Origin of the sequence: Neobacillus niacini (assembly GCF_030817595.1) — a bacterium.
GTDB classification, from domain to species: Bacteria; Bacillota; Bacilli; order Bacillales; family Cytobacillaceae; genus Neobacillus; species Neobacillus niacini_G.
On record NZ_JAUSZN010000001.1, the window covers coordinates 217,881 to 234,678 of the forward strand.

12 protein-coding genes are annotated in these 16,798 nt (G+C 38.8%); 8 read left to right on the forward strand and 4 right to left on the reverse strand.

Annotation, left to right across the window (positions count from 1 at the left end):
• Positions 1-32: 32 nt before the first annotated feature.
• Positions 33-938, forward strand: coding sequence for a ribokinase (rbsK, locus tag QFZ31_RS01210; protein ID WP_307300189.1), 906 nt, complete (start codon positions 33-35; stop codon positions 936-938).
• Positions 939-1,133: 195 nt separating this feature from the next.
• On the opposite strand, the gene QFZ31_RS01215 is transcribed toward rbsK, so the two are convergent.
• The 3 genes from QFZ31_RS01215 to QFZ31_RS01225 all read right to left on the reverse strand — a co-directional run bounded on the left by QFZ31_RS01215 (position 1,134) and on the right by QFZ31_RS01225 (position 4,337).
• On the reverse strand, positions 1,134-2,138 hold the full coding sequence (locus tag QFZ31_RS01215; RefSeq protein ID WP_307300191.1) for a DUF3231 family protein: 1,005 nt from the start codon (positions 2,136-2,138) through the stop codon (positions 1,134-1,136).
• A 153-nt stretch (positions 2,139-2,291) separates the two neighbouring features.
• Positions 2,292-3,152 carry a DMT family transporter gene (locus QFZ31_RS01220; RefSeq protein WP_307300192.1) on the reverse strand — a complete coding sequence of 287 codons (861 nt, stop codon included), beginning with the start codon at positions 3,150-3,152 and terminating at the stop codon, positions 2,292-2,294.
• 273 nt (positions 3,153-3,425) lie between these two features.
• Positions 3,426-4,337, reverse strand: coding sequence for a LysR family transcriptional regulator (locus QFZ31_RS01225; RefSeq protein ID WP_307300193.1), 912 nt, complete (start codon positions 4,335-4,337; stop codon positions 3,426-3,428).
• Positions 4,338-4,561: 224 nt separating this feature from the next.
• Here QFZ31_RS01225 and QFZ31_RS01230 point away from each other — a divergent pair, with 224 nt between their 5' ends.
• The 5 genes from QFZ31_RS01230 to QFZ31_RS01250 all read left to right on the forward strand — a co-directional run bounded on the left by QFZ31_RS01230 (position 4,562) and on the right by QFZ31_RS01250 (position 13,256).
• Positions 4,562-5,671, forward strand: coding sequence for a glycosyl hydrolase family 18 protein (locus tag QFZ31_RS01230; RefSeq protein WP_307300196.1), 1,110 nt, complete (start codon positions 4,562-4,564; stop codon positions 5,669-5,671).
• A gap of 204 nt (positions 5,672-5,875) precedes the next feature.
• A complete protein-coding gene (locus QFZ31_RS01235) occupies positions 5,876-6,427 on the forward strand; it encodes a GerAB/ArcD/ProY family transporter (protein ID WP_307300198.1) in 552 nt (183 codons plus the stop codon).
• Positions 6,428-7,085: 658 nt separating this feature from the next.
• Complete coding sequence (locus QFZ31_RS01240; RefSeq protein ID WP_307300201.1) at positions 7,086-9,347, forward strand: PxKF domain-containing protein; 2,262 nt, start codon at positions 7,086-7,088, stop codon at positions 9,345-9,347.
• A 272-nt stretch (positions 9,348-9,619) separates the two neighbouring features.
• On the forward strand, positions 9,620-10,801 hold the full coding sequence (locus QFZ31_RS01245; protein WP_307300203.1) for a beta-ketoacyl synthase N-terminal-like domain-containing protein: 1,182 nt from the start codon (positions 9,620-9,622) through the stop codon (positions 10,799-10,801).
• A gap of 10 nt (positions 10,802-10,811) precedes the next feature.
• Positions 10,812-13,256: a putative bifunctional diguanylate cyclase/phosphodiesterase gene (locus tag QFZ31_RS01250; RefSeq protein ID WP_307300207.1), complete on the forward strand. Its 2,445-nt coding sequence runs from the start codon at positions 10,812-10,814 to the stop codon at positions 13,254-13,256.
• An 826-nt stretch (positions 13,257-14,082) separates the two neighbouring features.
• Here the strand turns inward: QFZ31_RS01250 and QFZ31_RS01255 are convergent.
• The gene (locus tag QFZ31_RS01255) at positions 14,083-14,895 is read right to left on the reverse strand and encodes a helix-turn-helix domain-containing protein (protein ID WP_307300210.1); all 813 of its coding nucleotides are present in this window, start codon (positions 14,893-14,895) and stop codon (positions 14,083-14,085) included.
• A gap of 198 nt (positions 14,896-15,093) precedes the next feature.
• Here QFZ31_RS01255 and QFZ31_RS01260 point away from each other — a divergent pair, with 198 nt between their 5' ends.
• Positions 15,094-15,903, forward strand: a complete 810-nt coding sequence (locus QFZ31_RS01260) for a phytanoyl-CoA dioxygenase family protein (protein WP_307300212.1) — start codon at positions 15,094-15,096, stop codon at positions 15,901-15,903.
• On the forward strand, positions 15,875-16,783 hold the full coding sequence (locus tag QFZ31_RS01265; RefSeq protein ID WP_307300215.1) for a sugar phosphate isomerase/epimerase family protein: 909 nt from the start codon (positions 15,875-15,877) through the stop codon (positions 16,781-16,783). Before QFZ31_RS01260 ends, QFZ31_RS01265 begins: the two co-directional genes overlap by 29 nt.
• Positions 16,784-16,798 lie beyond the last annotated feature (15 nt).

Genomic DNA, 16,798 nt, shown 5'->3' on the forward strand with positions numbered 1-16,798 from the left:
ATGTTCCGAGTGAAGAAAAGGGATGGTGGAATATGGCGGATAGAAATATAACGGTAATTGGAAGTATTAACATGGATTTAGTCACGAGTACCGCTCAAATACCTAAGGTTGGAGAAACCGTGTTAGGGAATTCTTTTCATACTATTCCGGGTGGTAAGGGTGCAAATCAAGCGGTGGCAGCAGCCCGGCTTGGTGCCGATGTGACGATGGTCGGCGCTGTGGGGAACGATTCTTTTGGTAAAACACTAGTGGAACATTTAATAAATGAAGGAATAAACACAGAAAATATCGTGAAAGTGAAGGATACCTCTACTGGAATTGCTTCTATTATAGTATCGGAAGCTGATAACAGTATTATTGTCGTGCCCGGAGCAAACAATCATATAACGCCGGAGGTAATCAATAAGCATAAAGATAAAATCATAAATAGTAATATTCTATTATTACAATTAGAGATTCCCCTTGAAAGTGTCACTAGGGCCGTGGAGCTTGCAAAAAAGCATGGAATACGAACAATATTAAATCCGGCACCGATTCAAACGCTTCCGAAGGAATTGCTAGAAATGGTGGATTATCTAACACCGAATGAACATGAACAAGCATTGCTGTTTGATTCCATAGACGGGACAGAGGAAGAATTAGCAAAGTTTAAGGAAAAGTGTATTGTAACCAAAGGGTCCAAAGGCGTTATGATTTATAAAAATGGCGAAAAAATTGAAATTCCAAGCATCCAGGTTGAGGCTGTGGATACAACAGGTGCAGGTGATTCATTTAATGGTGCATTGGCCACTGCTTTATGTGAGGGGCTTGATATTGAAGAGGCCAGTCGGTTTGCCAATGTTGTTGGGGCCATCTCGGTTACGAAGCTAGGGGCACAAACAGGAATGCCGACCAAAAAGGAAGTAGAAGAATTTATGCACTTACATAAATCATCTTAAATTGGAGTTAAATCTTCCCAAATTATCAATAAGCCGAAAATATGCAAATTGTCATTCGTCTTTTGCAAATTTTACGGCTTTTTACATTCAAAATGATACTGCCATAAACGGCGTCAATAGATTTAGACGATCTATTGACCACTCTGAAACTGTAAATAAAAATGCCCATCCTTATGTGGATGGACATGATAGTCATTATTTTTGTTGTGCGATTTCTTCTCTATTAGGAGCCAGAGGCGGTTGTTCTAACCATTTATTTTGTACCATCAAATCAAACCATTTTTTTGTTATCATCAGATTTTTTAGGATCGTACCCTCATAAGCTGTCACAAGATCAGTTCTCATGGATGATGCAAGACCAGCTCCATGATAGTTTTGTGCAGCTTGAAATAAGAAACCGATATGATACAACATCAACTTATCCGAAAAAGGAGAATCGGTTGAAGTTGTCACTTCTGTTTCCCATGATTTCGGAACTGGTAAATTGTCCGCTTGCATAATTTTTGTAAATGTTTTTATTTGTTGATCAGCTGTCTTCTCTGAATCCGTTAAAAACTTTCGTACTTCTTTTGTTTGAGCAACTTGACTGAATGCGATAGAAAGAGTTTTAGCCATAATACTCTTTTTTAGGTTCAAAGAAATACTAATGAGTTCAGTCGCTGCTAATTTTCGACCCTTTCCGAAAAATCCGTCTGTGAAATCTTGGCTTGTAATATATTGAGGGTTTTGAGCTGGATAAAATAATGGGTCTCTCTGAAAATTTCCTTTCTCAAGCAATAACTCAATGGTTTGATGATACATCTTTTTTGCATCGTTATCGCATGAATCGTAAAAATCTCTCAAATCTTTTCTAACCGATACAGCTAATGAAGTGCTGTGCCCCAGCAAACCATGTAATATCATGATATGTAAATAATTTAGGCAGAATATATCCGTGAACAATCTCGGTTTGCCTTTAAAGAGGTCAGATTCAGTAAATCCAATTGGAATTGGAAATCCCTCAATCTCCATAAAAGTTACGATTTGTCTCTTTTGTTTTTCAAATGTAGTAATAGCATCCTCAAAAATCGCTTTTATTGGCTCGTCTTCAATAATAGAAACCATGTACCGATTTACTACATCTGTCATTGTGCCGTTCACGTACTCTCCCCATAGAGTTCCTATTTCGGAAGATGTGAGTTTTAATTTATTCTCATCCACACGATCACCTCATCAATATTATTTACCAATTCAGTAAGTGTTATGATTCAAAAAATCTATTTGCATATATGGCAGCTGGTTTCTTATTCCGCTAACGGTTCTATAACCACTAAAAAAACAGTGGGAAACTAATGCTTCCCACTGCGTATTACGTTATTTAACTGGCGTTTTCATTAGTAGTTTTGAAAATGTGACAGAAATTTCACTAATAAAAGTTGAGCCTAAAAGTAATGTACCACCAAGTATTTGAATAAATGTCATTTGTTCTTGAAGGATAATTGCCGAAATAAGTATTGCCACAAAAGGATCGACATAGCTTAGCATCGCAATACTTTGTCCTTTCAACTTCGCCATACCTGAGAAGAACAACCAAAATCCTATACCTGTATTGATGACACCTAAAATTAAGATAAAAGGAATGGAAGAACTGGATACTTCAAAAATACCAAAGCCTTCAGTAAAGAAAACATATGGCGTGAGAAGTAAAGCTGTTGTTCCGAGCTGAATGATTGTCAACTCTAATTTTCCTAGATCTTTAATGAATTTATTTAATAACAATAATGCAGCATAAAAAGCAGCTGCAATTAATCCATAAGAAAGCCCAAGGATATCTTCTGATTTAGACGCACTTACACCTTCTCCTACAATCAATAACATGCCGATTATCGCGAAACCGATACAACCCATCTTTTTAAAAGATAATTGTTCCCTAAGTACAAATGGTGAAAGAATCATCACAAAGACAGGTGCAAAGTAATAACCTAGCGTTGCGTTCGCAATTGTCGTATGGTCGTACGATTTATAAAGAAAGATCCAATTTCCACCCAACGCGATACTGGAAAGAAACAAAAATAAAGCATTCGATTTAACTAAATTCCACGATAATTTTTTCTTCATTATGAAGAGTATTAATGTTAAAAATATGCATCCTATGAAACTGCTTAGTAAAGCTCTTTCGCTCGAAGAAAGATCAATGTATCGAACAACTAAACCAATTGTACCGAAAATAATCATTGATAATATAAACTGTATTTTAGATTCATCGTTTACTCCTTCGAATCTACGAAACAGCTTATATTTCGCAGATTCTTAATCTGTTTTTAATATAAGCTTATTCAGTGCTGACTGGACAGTTGGTGTAAACGGAGGTGGCGGTGATGTTGAAAATGGCTTCCAAATGTAAAGATTTATATTTGATAATGGCATAATAATCCTCCTATTTCTAATAGCATATTATAGTATCTAATTTTCCTGGTGAAGATGAATCAAATCGGATTGATTTTTTTTCTAGTTTTTAAACTCATTCAATCTTTCATAGGTTTCAATCAGAAAATCATAAAACAGCTTTTCGGTTGGAAGCAGGTCACGTTCGGCAGGATAGATAACACCGACTGTCCGTGTGAGCCTCGAGTCAGAAAGTGGAATAACAACGGTAGATCGTGGTGTGTTATCCACCAATGTCATCTCAGGCATTAAGGCTACACCCAAGCCTGCAGAAACTAACCCTTTTAGTGCATCAATATCTTTCCCTTCGAATGCGATATTTGGTGAAAAACCCGCACCGTTACAGGCTTGAACAACTTGTTCGCGAAATACAAACCCTTCGGGAAGAACGCAAAATTGGTCATTCATTAAATCCCGTAATCGAATGGATTCCCTGTCCGATAACGGATGATGAAGAGGGATGAGTGCTACAATATTCTCTGTGAAAAGAATGTCCCCTTTAATCTTTTTTTCTTTTTCGAGATTCGGCATCGGGGCAATCATCGCCAAATTAAATTGACCATTTACAACACCATCAATTAAATCATAATAAAGAGCATTGCTCATTTGAAACTTTGCTTCGGGGAAACGAGTACGAAAAGAATAAATGATATGAGGCAATGTATGGGCTGCCATGCTAATCGGAAAGGCAATTCGAACGGTTCCTTTTTCAGGATTTAAATATTCTCTTATTTCTCTCTTAGAATCCTCCATCAAATACCACACTTGTTTAATCCGTTCATAAAAAATTTTGCCAAGAGGGGTTAATTTTACTCTCCTTCCCTCACGTATAAAAAGCTCAACACCCAATTCCTTTTCTAAATTAGAAATTTGTCTGCTAATCGCCGATTGGGCAATATGCAACGCATCAGCCGCATCTGTTACATGCTCTCTTTTTGCTACTTCCAGGAAGTATTGAATTTGTCTCGTCTCCATTTTTTACCACTCCACATTCATGCGTTTAATGCATGCATTCATAAAAATTTTCGGAACAATTAATTATTAAATTATATAGTGCAAACACAATTTAGAAAAGGATTTCTGCAAACTTAAAACAGTGACAATCCTGGTACGGAAGAATTGGGGAAAAGTCAAATCATGAATAAGTTGCAACTTTTGTAATCAACTTAAGAAATATACAAATTAGAAGAAGGTGTATTATGGCAAAAAATTGCTATCGTAAATTCACTATCATTTCTTTAAGTATGGTCTTATTACTAATGTCTTCCTGCAGTCAGTCACAAAGAAAAGAGGAAGAATACAAGACGAAAAAAATTCCCAGAGAGGTTTTAGGTTTCTACACAGAAATGGAAGGAACGTTACCAGGGTCTCAACCAACAGTTAATTCACAATTCTCTAATATAAGTATCATTGCACCCTTTTGGTATAAGCTTGATGATAAGCAACCAGGCAATCTGATCGATTCGGTTACAGTCGATCATAAAAGAATGGTTATAGAGAGTGCTCATAAAAAAAAGGTAAAGGTATATATGGTAGTACATAATCTCTTTTATGAAACCGAGGAGAAGGGAAAGCAGGTAGCCAGTAATATACTTAATAACGATAAAAACCGCAATGTTTTTATTCAGAACTTACAGAATGAAATCAATCAGTTTAAATATGACGGTATTAATATTGACATGGAAAATTTGTATTTGAAAGACCGAGATTCCTTTAGCCTGCTGATTAAAAAATTGTCTGATGCTCTTCATAGTGATGGAAAAGTGGTTACGGTTTCTGTCCCGGCAAATACTGGTGATTCCCGTGCTAATCCCTGGTCACCTTGGTTTGATTACGAAAAACTTGGTTTATACTCAGATAGGTTAATGCTAATGACATATGATGAGCACAACCCAAGAACAACACCTGGGTCATCAGCATCAGTAAATTGGACAGAAGCAACCATTCGTTATGCTTTGAAACATGGAGTACCACCATCAAAAATTATACTCGGTATCGCTGGTTATGGATGGGACTGGGATACAACATCAAGTGAAACCTTATATAGCTCCCATGCAATGTTAATGAATCAGATAACAAAATATAAAGCTAAAGTGATATGGGACTCTCGTTCGCAAACACCTCATTTCAGTTACGTAGATAAAAAACAACATAGCCACCAGGCTTGGTTTGAGAATAGCCACAGTCTGAGATTTAAGCTAGACCTTGTAGAAAAATATAACTTACGGGGAATCGGGATTTGGCGACTTGGCTTAGAAGACCCAAAGTACTGGACGACCATACCTGAGAAAATAAAAGTAAAAAAGTGATGTGTTGTCTTCCAAGAACCATGGAATACTTCATGAAATTGAGAAGTTTGAATTTGGACTAACGTTTTAAATTTTTTTACATGTTTAAACAATATACTCCTTGTTGAAATTACATCTAGGAATGTAAATAATTTGAAACTGTATAACCGCTTATACTTTCGAGCTATTTGTATGAAAAAACCTATGGAAAAATAAGGTGTTTCAATGGAACGGATATCAACAAATCAACTTTTTATATTAACTGTATTTTTTCAAATTGGAACAACTATCATATTTGGGTTTGGTTCATCTGCAGGTAGAGACGCCTGGATAGCTATAATCACATCTTTTGTTTTGGGTATCATCGCGATTGGCATCTATCTTTTACTAAGGTATTTAAATCCAGGTTTAACATTGGTTGAATGGTTTCCTGCACAGTTTGGAAAATGGATTTTTAATGCTCATGGGCGGGATATCCGCTATGGTACAATGGCCGGAACAGTTAGGAAAATGACCATTATCACTCCCACAGGGGAGCTTAAAACAGTAACTCAGAATGACAATGAGGAATGGATGAAGTATGTGTTTGGCGGCTATGGTTTATTCGGTATCATTTTAGATGTCACTTTAGAATTAACGGAAAATGATGTTTACACCATCCATACAGAAGAACTTAAAACAAATGAGTATGAAGCTTACTTTTCCAATTTATTAAGGAATGAGAATACCTCTATGCACTATGCAAGGGTAAGTGTTGCGCCTTGTAAAATATGTTAATTCGCAACCTTGTAAGTTTAATACATAGTTATACTATAGAAAATAATTATAGGATGACAGATTATATAAAAAGATGCAGGAATTTTGGTAGCCTACATCTTTTTTTTTACGGTGATGATTATAGATTATTTTTGCGCTAATAACCTGGTACAGGAGTTCGAGGGCTTTATTCAAATACCGATAGTAGGTTGAAATAGATAGATTTGTTTTTTTGGCAACCAGTTCATGTGGTCGAATTCCCTGTATAAAAGCATATTTTAATATTTAAAGGGGTGTGCCTGCAGGAACCAGGCATGCCCTTTCTTATTGGTCTTGGTAATAATTGTCTGGTAATAAAGTTTCATCTAAATAAGATAAATTGGTAACAATTCACCAAACGAATTTTTTGAGTTGCTTGAAAATTCAGGAAAAAAGGTACCTTGTCTGCATTTTGCTGAAGGGTTACTATGGTAAGGACTAATTTTACAAAAGTTCCAATAAATTGTAAAACGTGAAACTATTAACATTTTAAATACCAATTTCCATAATGCATTTTATTGGTCGATTGGTAGAATAAATCACTAAAGAAAAGTAAGGGGGTGATCAATAATCTATAGGTCTTGTTAACATTTATTGCATCATGTTTCGGCAAAATACTATTTTTGTCAGGGGGAAAATCATGTTTAAAAAGTCTAAAACCTTTCTTGCTACTATTCTAACACTAACAATAATGTCTGAAGTGGTTCCATTCAATGAACCTGTTAATGTTTATGCTGATTCTGAAGTACATACAGCTCTATCAGCTCCAAGTGATATTGTAATCCCTTCTCTAATTCAAACCTCTATTTCATTGAAATGGAACGAAGTAGATGGGGCAGAAAGCTATAATATATATCGTACTAAATTGGGATATAAGGATTATAAATTAATAGGTAACTCACAAACTACAAATTTTGTTGATGATAATGTTGAAAACGATTCCACGTATAAATATAAGGTTTCTGCATTAAATAGTTCCGGAGAAGGGGAAAAATCTGTTGAGGTGTTAGGAATGACAGAATGGTCTTTCCCAAATCTGGTAAGTAAGATTGATATAAGTGCAGCGGGGACTGGAAATAGAATGCGAATCGGCGATATGAACGGTGACGGCCGCCAGGATATTTTAATGGTACAGCCTGCAAATGTAAAAGACGATGCTCGCAATCCGCGGTTTGTAGGACATCTAGCAGCATATGATATTGAAGGAAACTTATTGTGGCAGCAAGGGACAGTAGATCCGAAAGTTACAACCAGTGGAGCAGATGAGCCCGTTCAGATTTATGATATTGATGCAGATGGTGAAAATGAAGTACTTACTGTTATGCAAATGGGCGAAGATACAGAAAAGTACTTTTATATTTTTGATGGAAAAACCGGTGAGATTGAGAAAAAGCATAAACTTCCAAGTCAAAGAGCACATGATGCTATTTTTATCGCTAATTTCTCTGGCAACCCAACTCCACAAGATATTTTGTTGAAGGACAGATATTCGGACGTCTGGGCGATGGACAAGGGTTTTAACCAACTTTGGCATTATACAGGAAAGACTGGACATGGCTTGCTGCCTTTTGACTTCGACGGAGATGGAAGAGATGAATTAGTTAATAACTATTCATTAATTTCATACGACGGACGGGAGTTATGGAGAAAGGATTTACCGGATCATGTCGATACCCACTGGGTTGCAGATATAAACAGTGATGGAGAAAATGAGATCATTCTTGGTGGTTCTGATACTTATGCCTTCGACGTTAAGGGTAACCAAATATTCAGAAATAGTGACACCGTGGAACCTCAACAGATACTAGTAGGTGATTACCGCATAGACTCCCCTGGCTTAGAACTTGCAGGACTAGATCGAGTAAATAGAGGAAAACCGGGTCAGGATGGAATGTTCCTTTTTACTTCTAAAGGCGACACTTTATACCACGAACAGCGTGCTATGGGAGATTGGGGAAGTATCGTACGTCCTCTTGACAACTGGACAGGAAGCTATACACCGCTAATAACTTCATACAGAAGAGGTGTGGATGCAGACAACCCAAATGGAGTGGTACCAAAGCTTTACGATGGATACTTTAATCCTATTGTTACCTTTGATAAACATACGGATGCAAAAGAACAAGTAATGGTAGCAGACATGGCTGGAGATTCTAGAGATGAGTTGATTGTTTATAATCTTACAGGAGAGCTTGCAGTATCTATTTACTCCAATGGTACAAGCAACTTAAAGGAACATATTACAGGTGTTACCCGAATGCCAGACTTCAGAAACTACAATTTCAGCAGATATGATTCCCGCAGATTTGATTTAACCATTAAAAATCTTATTCCTGCAGGAATTGAGGCAAGTGTAAACAATAGTGCTGATATTAACGTAAGTTGGATTCCTATATTAGGTATAGAAAACTACAATATTTATCGTTCATCCTCTCCAAATGGTGAATTTACAAAGATTGGAACTTCTACAATCCCAGAGTTCACTGATAATACAGTGCCTATTGGTACATCGTATTATAAAGTAACGGCTGTAAATAACAACGGTGAATCGAATCTACCGATTGTGGCAGCAAGCGAAACAATTAGTGCCAGTGAAATTCTTCCACCTGTGAAAACGGATGAGTCTACTACTTACAAAGCGGGGAGTACGCTTCCAATAAAATTCCAATTAAAGGATGATGCAAGTAACTTCCTTACTGGAGCAACTGCAAAGATATATGTGGAAAACGCTAAAGGAGTATCAACAAGTTCAGCAGCAGAAGATAATCTGTTCCGCTATGATTCTACTGAAAATCAATATATTTTCAACCTCAGCACAAAGTCAATGTCTGCAGGGAAATATAATATAAGGATAGATGTGGGTAATCGTACGATCTATTCTTTCAATATTTTACTAAAATAGGTGGTTAGTCTTTTCTAAATTTATTATTGGGAAGAAAGACAAAAAGCCAGGAAAATCCGATAAATGGATTGCTCCTGGCTTTTTTGCATTATGGCTTCCACAATTTTAATGAAAAGATTCATCTTCTATGCAAGCGAACACGAATTCATGGTTGCAACTGGGGGAAAATGGAATGGGGGATTTGTGTCGAGATTTGTTGCTAATTATCAGCGCGCCTCATATAATTATATTTTTCTAGATTACTATAAAACTTAATATAATCGAGGTCAATTATGGACAAAATTGTCATTACCGGTTACGGAGTTAAAGCCCCAGGTATCAGTAATACCGATCAATTTAAAGACGTGTTAGAACAGGGTATCTGTACACAGGAAATACTCCAAGGCCGTGGCAATAACGGCTCTAGTATAGTATGTGGAGTAGTTCATGAAGATTTGGATATAATTTCTGGTCAAAATTATAAAAGGTACCCACGTACAGCCCGGTTGGGAATTGCAGCGGCTGAGGAGGCTTATATAATGGCCAACTTACAAAATGCTGATTTTGCACGTGTTGCCGTCATAATGGGTACATCAGGTGGAGGAATTTTAGAAGCTGAAAAATTCTCTAACCACGGTAATAACCTCAAAAAAGTACCTATTCACTATATACCTGTAGGTGATCCGCATACATTATCTTCTGGGATCACGAAGCACCTTGGGATAAATGGACAGGCTTATACCATCTCTACAGGGTGTACTGCAAGTTTGGATGCGATACTTATGGGCAAATTATTCTTAGAAGCTGGACATGCAGATATTTGTATCGTTGGCGGCTCTGATGCTCTTCTAGGGGATTGGATTACCTATGGATTTTTAAAGACAGGTACGATTGCCGAAAATGCTGAAATTGAAGAGACCGGAGTACCCTTTTCCACATCTCACAAAGGTTTTGTTAAATCAGAGGGTTCCGCCGTTGTGATCATGGAACGGAAAAAGGATGCAGAATCAAGAGGCGCTAAGATATGGGGGCAAGTCAGCGGCGGTGCTTCTAACAATGAAGCTCTACCCATATTACAGTCAGATACATCTGGCCGCTTAATGACAGCTGCATTAAAAAGCGCCATAGGCGATAGCATTCCTACCTATGTAAACAGTCAAGCGCTTGGATTAGTACAGAATGATATGATTGAGTACATTACTCATTCTAATCTCTTTGGATTCACAGTCCCTATTACTTCCATAAAGGGAATGACCGGTCATATGTTTGGCTCAATGGGAGCGATGCAAGTCGTCTCGTCGTTATTAAGTATGGAATATGGATTTATTCCACCAACCATTAAAACGAGTGGAGACGGTTTTAATGACTTGCCAATTGTCTTTGAGACGAAGTATCAAAATGTCGAAAGTGTCGCAATAACTAACCATGGAGTTAGCGGCAATAATACTTGTTTATTCATGACAAAACAAAATTGAGGAAGAAGCAATGATTTTTCTATTAATGATTTCTTTTGCCTTATTTCCTTTAGCAGCTGGAATTACAACCATCTATATACTGGGAAAAACAAAATTATCAAAGCTTTTATTTATCTTTTTTATTTTTACCTCGTTTTGGCAAATAGATGTTTCGTTATTACATGCACATGAATTTTTTTCTAATAACGTAATCGAGTTTTTATTTCAGTTATTTCGGTTTGGTTCAATCATGTTAGCTCCAACTTTATTTGCCGTTATCTATACAGCCATTAACCAAACACAAAAGATTGAATCTAGAATGGTAAAATATGCAGTGAATAAATTTACGGTAGTCACTCTTTATATATGGTCAACCTTTGTCTACTTGATTGGATGGAGCCACAAAGGCATTCAAAGCTTTGAATTAGTAAAATCCCAAGGGTTAATAAAGGTAAGTTTCTTATACCCTATCTATGGAGATTGGTCATGGATTTTTAACTTTAATACATGTATGTTCATTATTATCACTGTAATATCTCTTGCATTAAGTAAAAAACTGAAGGATTCTGAAACTAAAACGTTTTTGCATTATTTTATAATCATTGCAACAGTTGGATATTGTATTGGATTCTTAAATATGATTAAAAGCTATCTGTTACTACCTAGCAGTATCGCTGTTTTATTTTTATCGATTGGGATCCTGATTCCTGTCATTAGAATGCACCAAAAGATCAATACGAAGATGAATAATGCACTTTTAGATCAAAAAGAATTTTTTCATAAAATAATTGATCTGAATCCCAGCTATATCTATGCCAAAAGTCAAGATGGAAAATATACAGTAACCAATCAGGCTTATGGTGTACTATTTGGGGTGAATTCCGAAGACCTTATCGGAAATCATGAAATGGATTATAATCCGGATCTGGATATGGCAAAGCAGAATGCATATATTGATTATGAAGTATTAACAACCTTAGCAGAAAAGCATATACCGGAAAATGAAATCATTGATGCACAGGGAAATAAAAGGTGGATCCAAACGGTGAAGCTGCCTATTGTTTCATCAGGGGATAAACAAGTCCTTACTGTAGCGACTGATATTACACAGCGAAAAATCAATGAAAAAAGGCGAGAGTGGGAAGCTCTTCATGATCCTCTCACCGGATTACCTAATCGACGTGCCTTTCATCAAGATTTAAACGAAAAAATGAAAACAGCTGCACTGAATAACGAGAATGTAGCTGTCATATTTCTAGATTTAGATCGTTTTAAAATTATTAATGACATCCTCAATCATGAAAATGGGGATCTTCTCCTTAAGAAGGTAGCTGAACGGTTAAGTAATGCGGAAGATAAAAGGGTGACCGATTTTTCAGTTTATCGACTCGGCGGTGACGAGTTTACTTTTATTTTATCTAGGGTGGCAAAGGATGAAACAACGATCTTTGTAAAAAGAGTCTTAAATATATTTAAGAAATCATTTATGCTAAAAGATCATGAACTATATGTCACTTCCAGTTTGGGCATCAGTATGTATCCGACGGATGGTGATCACCCAGATGTATTAATAAAAAATGCGGATATTGCGATGTATTGCTCCAAAGAATCGGGAAGAAATTCTTATTCCTTCTTTACGCAGGAGATGAATCATAATTATCAGAAGAAAATGGTATTAGAAAAGGCTCTGCGAAAAGCATTATATTCTAATGAACTTAAAATTGTTTACCAACCAAAAATTGATATTGAAACGAACAGCATCATTGGTATGGAAGCATTAGTAAGATGGGAGAGTTCAGAATTAGGAATGATTTCACCTTCTGAATTTATTCCTTTAGCAGAAGAAACTGGAATCATATTACCTCTAGGGGAATGGGTTCTGAAATCAGCATGTCTTCAAAATAAGATTTGGCAAGATATGGGATACACTCCTATACCAGTATCTGTAAATATCTCCATGCGGCAATTTAATGAGAATAACTTTGTAGAATCTGTGATGAATATCTTAAAAGAAACAAATCTTGACGCTCACTATCTAGATTTAGAAATCACCGAGAGTATTTCGATGGCAAACATCAATTCTGTGATTTGCAGGTTAAATGATTTAAAGGCAATGGGGATTTCGATTTCAATTGATGATTTTGGAACAGGATATTCTTCATTAAGTTATCTGAAAAAGTTTCCGATAAATTCTCTAAAAATTGATCGTTCCTTTGTAAAAGATATCACAAGCAATTCTGAAAATCGTGCGATTGTAAAAACGATTATTTCAATGGCCAATAATTTAAATCTTGAAGTGATTGCAGAGGGTGTAGTGACTGAAGCGGAGTTATTATTCCTAAAATCAAATGGCTGTTTGGTTGTACAGGGATATTTGTTCAGTCCTCCGCTATGGGGTGAAGAATTTGAAAGAACCTTCCTAGAGCAACACAAAGGATCTGTATTATCTAAAAGAAAAGGGCGGACAGTATTTTAAAACTGTTCGCCCTCAGATTGTCGAGGAAGAGTATTCTTCTCGGCAATGTGTTATTTTCTATGTCTGACCTACAACCGATTATGCATTAAATCCTGTTACATGCTACTATTTGAAGACAAATCGTACGTGCCTCCGAAAGGATTAGTCCTCAATCGGGGGGCTTGAAGACAAATCGTAAGCGCTGCGAGGAAGGATTAGTCCTCAATTGGGTGTCTTGAAGACAAATCGTAAGCGCTGCGAGGAAGGATTAGTCCTCAATTGGGTGTCTTGGAAGACAAATCGTACGCACTGCCAAGAAGGATTAGTCCTCAATCGGGGGTCTTGAAGACAAATCGTACTCACTGCCAAGAAGGATTAGTCCTCAATCGGGGGTCTTGAAGACAAATCGTACGCACTGCCAAGAAGGATTAGTCCTCAATCGGGGGTCTTGAAGACAAATCGTAAGCGCTGCGAGGAAGGATTAGTCCTCAATCGGGGGTCTTGAAGACAAATCGTAAGCGCTGCGAAGAAGGATTAGTCCTCAATCGGGGGTCTTGAAGACAAATCGTACGCACTGCCAAGAAGGATTAGTCCTTAAGCAGGGGTCTTGAAGATAAATCGAACGCTCCACCTACATTAGAAAAACACAGTGCATTTGCTATAGGTATGAAAAAAAAGGCTGTCGAACTTTCTCGACAGCCTGAGGGCGGACAGTATTTTAAACTGTCCGCCCTTTCCATTTTCTAAAACCGCATAAATTATAAACGCCAACCCTCGAATCTGACACTTGCTCCATGGAAATTTCCCCAACCTGTCAGAATTACAAAATCAACTAATTCGGACACTGCTACTCTTTGGTCTGGGCGCTTTGGCGGCTGAACTCGCTTGGTGTCACCCCTGTATATTTGCGAAACTGCCGGGTAAAGTGATTGTAATTTTGAAAGCCTACGTCATGGGCCGCTTCCGCTGCATTCCGATTCGTATGTGCAAGAAGCAATGCAGCCTGTTTAATTCTCATGCGGTTAAGTGCTTCTACAATTGATTCGCCGGTGTTTTCTTTAAATAAATGCGATAATCTCGATGCCGAGAGCCCAACACTACGGGCCAGATCCTCAACTCGAACAGTCTCCTGCATCCTTTGGGCGAGCAAATAAAGCGTTTCTTCAATCCGCGGGTCAAACCCGCTGGATTGCTGCTTTGCGAGCAGCATCAAGACCTCCCGCAGTGCGCCCAAGCACAGCTCGTGCCAATAAGCACCTTGTTCACGGGAATCTGATAGAATTCGGAGAAAACCGTGGTAGATGCGCTCTCTTAAACCTTGCTGCTCAATATGCTTGATGGTCAAAGCATCGAGTGGCAGTAGACTCGCGTCCATGAATCCGCCAGTAAAATGGGCCCAAACAAAATCCCAATTTTTTCCTTTAGGCGTACCGTATCGATGAGGTGTTCCCGGCTTCAATAGGGTTAGGTCACCGGCAATTACCCGCTGCTCACAGCCATCCGCCTCGAAATAACCTTCACCGCCTAGTGTGTATGTGATAAGCCAGTCACTCATTCCCTCCGGGCGTGCAATAGAATAGGTGTCGCTCTCATGGTAATGTCCAGCAATCACCATGCTGTAGGTAGATCCGTTATAGTTTGAGCTGCTCTTCTGTTCCATGGCACTCATCCTTCTCTGAATAGTACTTTCTCAAGGATAGTTTAGCTTAACTGTGGGTATCCCACAAGTTCACATTTAAAAAAATAGCAGAATCGTATGTATTGTTAGCAAGATTCATCCTTCTTCTAGTCTATATTTCATCTGTATAATAAAGGTGTGATAAATATCACTTCAGTAGAATTGGGGGAGGATGAAGAAATGATGTATAACCATCGAATGTTAACGGATGAGCAAAAGCGACAGTTTGAAACAGAAGGTTATTTAATCGTTAAAGGATTGTTTACGGAGGAGAACCTGGCGGAGATTGACAAAACCTTTGAGGATATCAGCAATAAGGTGATTCCGGGGTATTTTGAGCCGGATTTGCAAAAGGAAACTGCCGACCCGCTAAAGCGTTATCCGAGAGTTATGCATCCACACCGTTTTAATGAAACAGCTAAACGGTATATGCTGCATCCACCGGTCATGGATGTGCTTGCTGATTTATATGAGGAAGAACCACTGGCGGCACAAAGCATGTTCTATTACAAGCCACCTGGTGCACGGGGCCAGGCGCTTCATCAGGATAACTTTTATTTAAAAGTCGAACCGGGCAATTGTATCGCTGCATGGACGGCAATTGATTCGGCTGATGAAGAAAACGGTGGGTTGCTGGTTGTGCCGAAGACAAGTGAGTACGATATCGTATGTCCTGAGTTGTCCGATTCCAAGGAATCGTTTACTACCCACTATGTAAAGCCGCCGAAGGATCAGAAGGCAATTCCAGTAGTAATGGAGAGGGGCGATGTGCTTTTTTTCAATGGGAATTTAATTCACGGCTCTTACCGCAATAAGACGAAAGATCGTTTCCGCCGCTCATTTATTTGCCACTACGCTAACAGCTCGGCCACACACATTGCCACACATTATCGTCCTCTGTTCCGTGTTGATGGAACGCCGGTGGAACTGGAGAGCAATCCGGATGGAGGTCCGTGCGGAGTTGAGTACGATTCACCGTATGTCCACTAAGCGTGAGCCACGGCTCGAGGTCTTAATGTCCTGGTGGGGGATGAGCGGGCTAGGAGGTCATAACGGCGCTGGCAATGAATGGAGCATGGAAGAGAAGGTGCGGCGCATTGCGGAAGCGGGCTACAACGGTATTAACGGAATGCTGCCGGAGGGCGAGGAGGCTGAACAATGGAAGCAGTTGCTGGATCAATACAACCTTTCATACAGCGTCAATGCATATCCGAAAACGGCGGAGGAGCTGGATGTTTTTCTTCGTAAGGCAAAATCGTTTGGAAGGGTCGATTTCGTCAACGTACAGGTGATGAGGCCGTTTCTGGTAGGAAATCATGCAGTTCAACTGCTTGCGGAAATGGCAGAGCTGTCGCGGTCTGCTGGCATCCCAGCGTATATCGAAACGCACCGCGGCACCATCACTCAGGATCTCCTGAGAACGGTGGAGTTTGCAGAGCGTTTGCCTGAGCTTGAACTAACGATTGATTTTTCACATTATGTCGTTGCCGGGGAAATGCGTACGGTGTCGGACGAGGCTGAAGAGCTGCTCCAAAAGCTGCTCTCTCGGACGAAGAGTATACACGCACGCGTATCGAACGGGGAGCAGGTGCAGATTGATATACCCATGTTTGAGAGTGTGGGTAAAGGTGAAATCGAGTTCGAAGACCCGATGTTGAAGCATTTTCAACGTTGGTGGCTTGAAGGTATGCGCTGCTGGCGTCAAGCGGCAAAGGAAGACGAGGTGCTGCCGTTTATCTGCGAACTGGGACCGCCGCCTTATGCGATTACAGTGCGTGGCACGAACGGAGTCCAGCGCGAGGTGAGCGACCGCTGGACACAGGCACTGCTGTTTGCAAGGGTTGCCCGGTCTTTATGGGAGAGGATTTAAAAAAAGAGCTTTAGA

Coding starts and splice junctions, on each gene's coding strand:
- QFZ31_RS01225 (WP_307300193.1), bottom strand. CDS start 4,337: ATGGAGACGAGACAAATTCAATACTTCCTGGAAGTAGCAAAAAGAGAG.
- QFZ31_RS01240 (WP_307300201.1), top strand. CDS start 7,086: ATGTTTAAAAAGTCTAAAACCTTTCTTGCTACTATTCTAACACTAACA.
- QFZ31_RS01220 (WP_307300192.1), bottom strand. CDS start 3,152: ATGATTATTTTCGGTACAATTGGTTTAGTTGTTCGATACATTGATCTT.
- QFZ31_RS01230 (WP_307300196.1), top strand. CDS start 4,562: ATGGCAAAAAATTGCTATCGTAAATTCACTATCATTTCTTTAAGTATG.
- QFZ31_RS01260 (WP_307300212.1), top strand. CDS start 15,094: ATGATGTATAACCATCGAATGTTAACGGATGAGCAAAAGCGACAGTTT.
- QFZ31_RS01245 (WP_307300203.1), top strand. CDS start 9,620: ATGGACAAAATTGTCATTACCGGTTACGGAGTTAAAGCCCCAGGTATC.
- QFZ31_RS01250 (WP_307300207.1), top strand. CDS start 10,812: ATGATTTTTCTATTAATGATTTCTTTTGCCTTATTTCCTTTAGCAGCT.
- QFZ31_RS01235 (WP_307300198.1), top strand. CDS start 5,876: ATGGAACGGATATCAACAAATCAACTTTTTATATTAACTGTATTTTTT.
- QFZ31_RS01255 (WP_307300210.1), bottom strand. CDS start 14,895: ATGGAACAGAAGAGCAGCTCAAACTATAACGGATCTACCTACAGCATG.
- rbsK (WP_307300189.1), top strand. CDS start 33: ATGGCGGATAGAAATATAACGGTAATTGGAAGTATTAACATGGATTTA.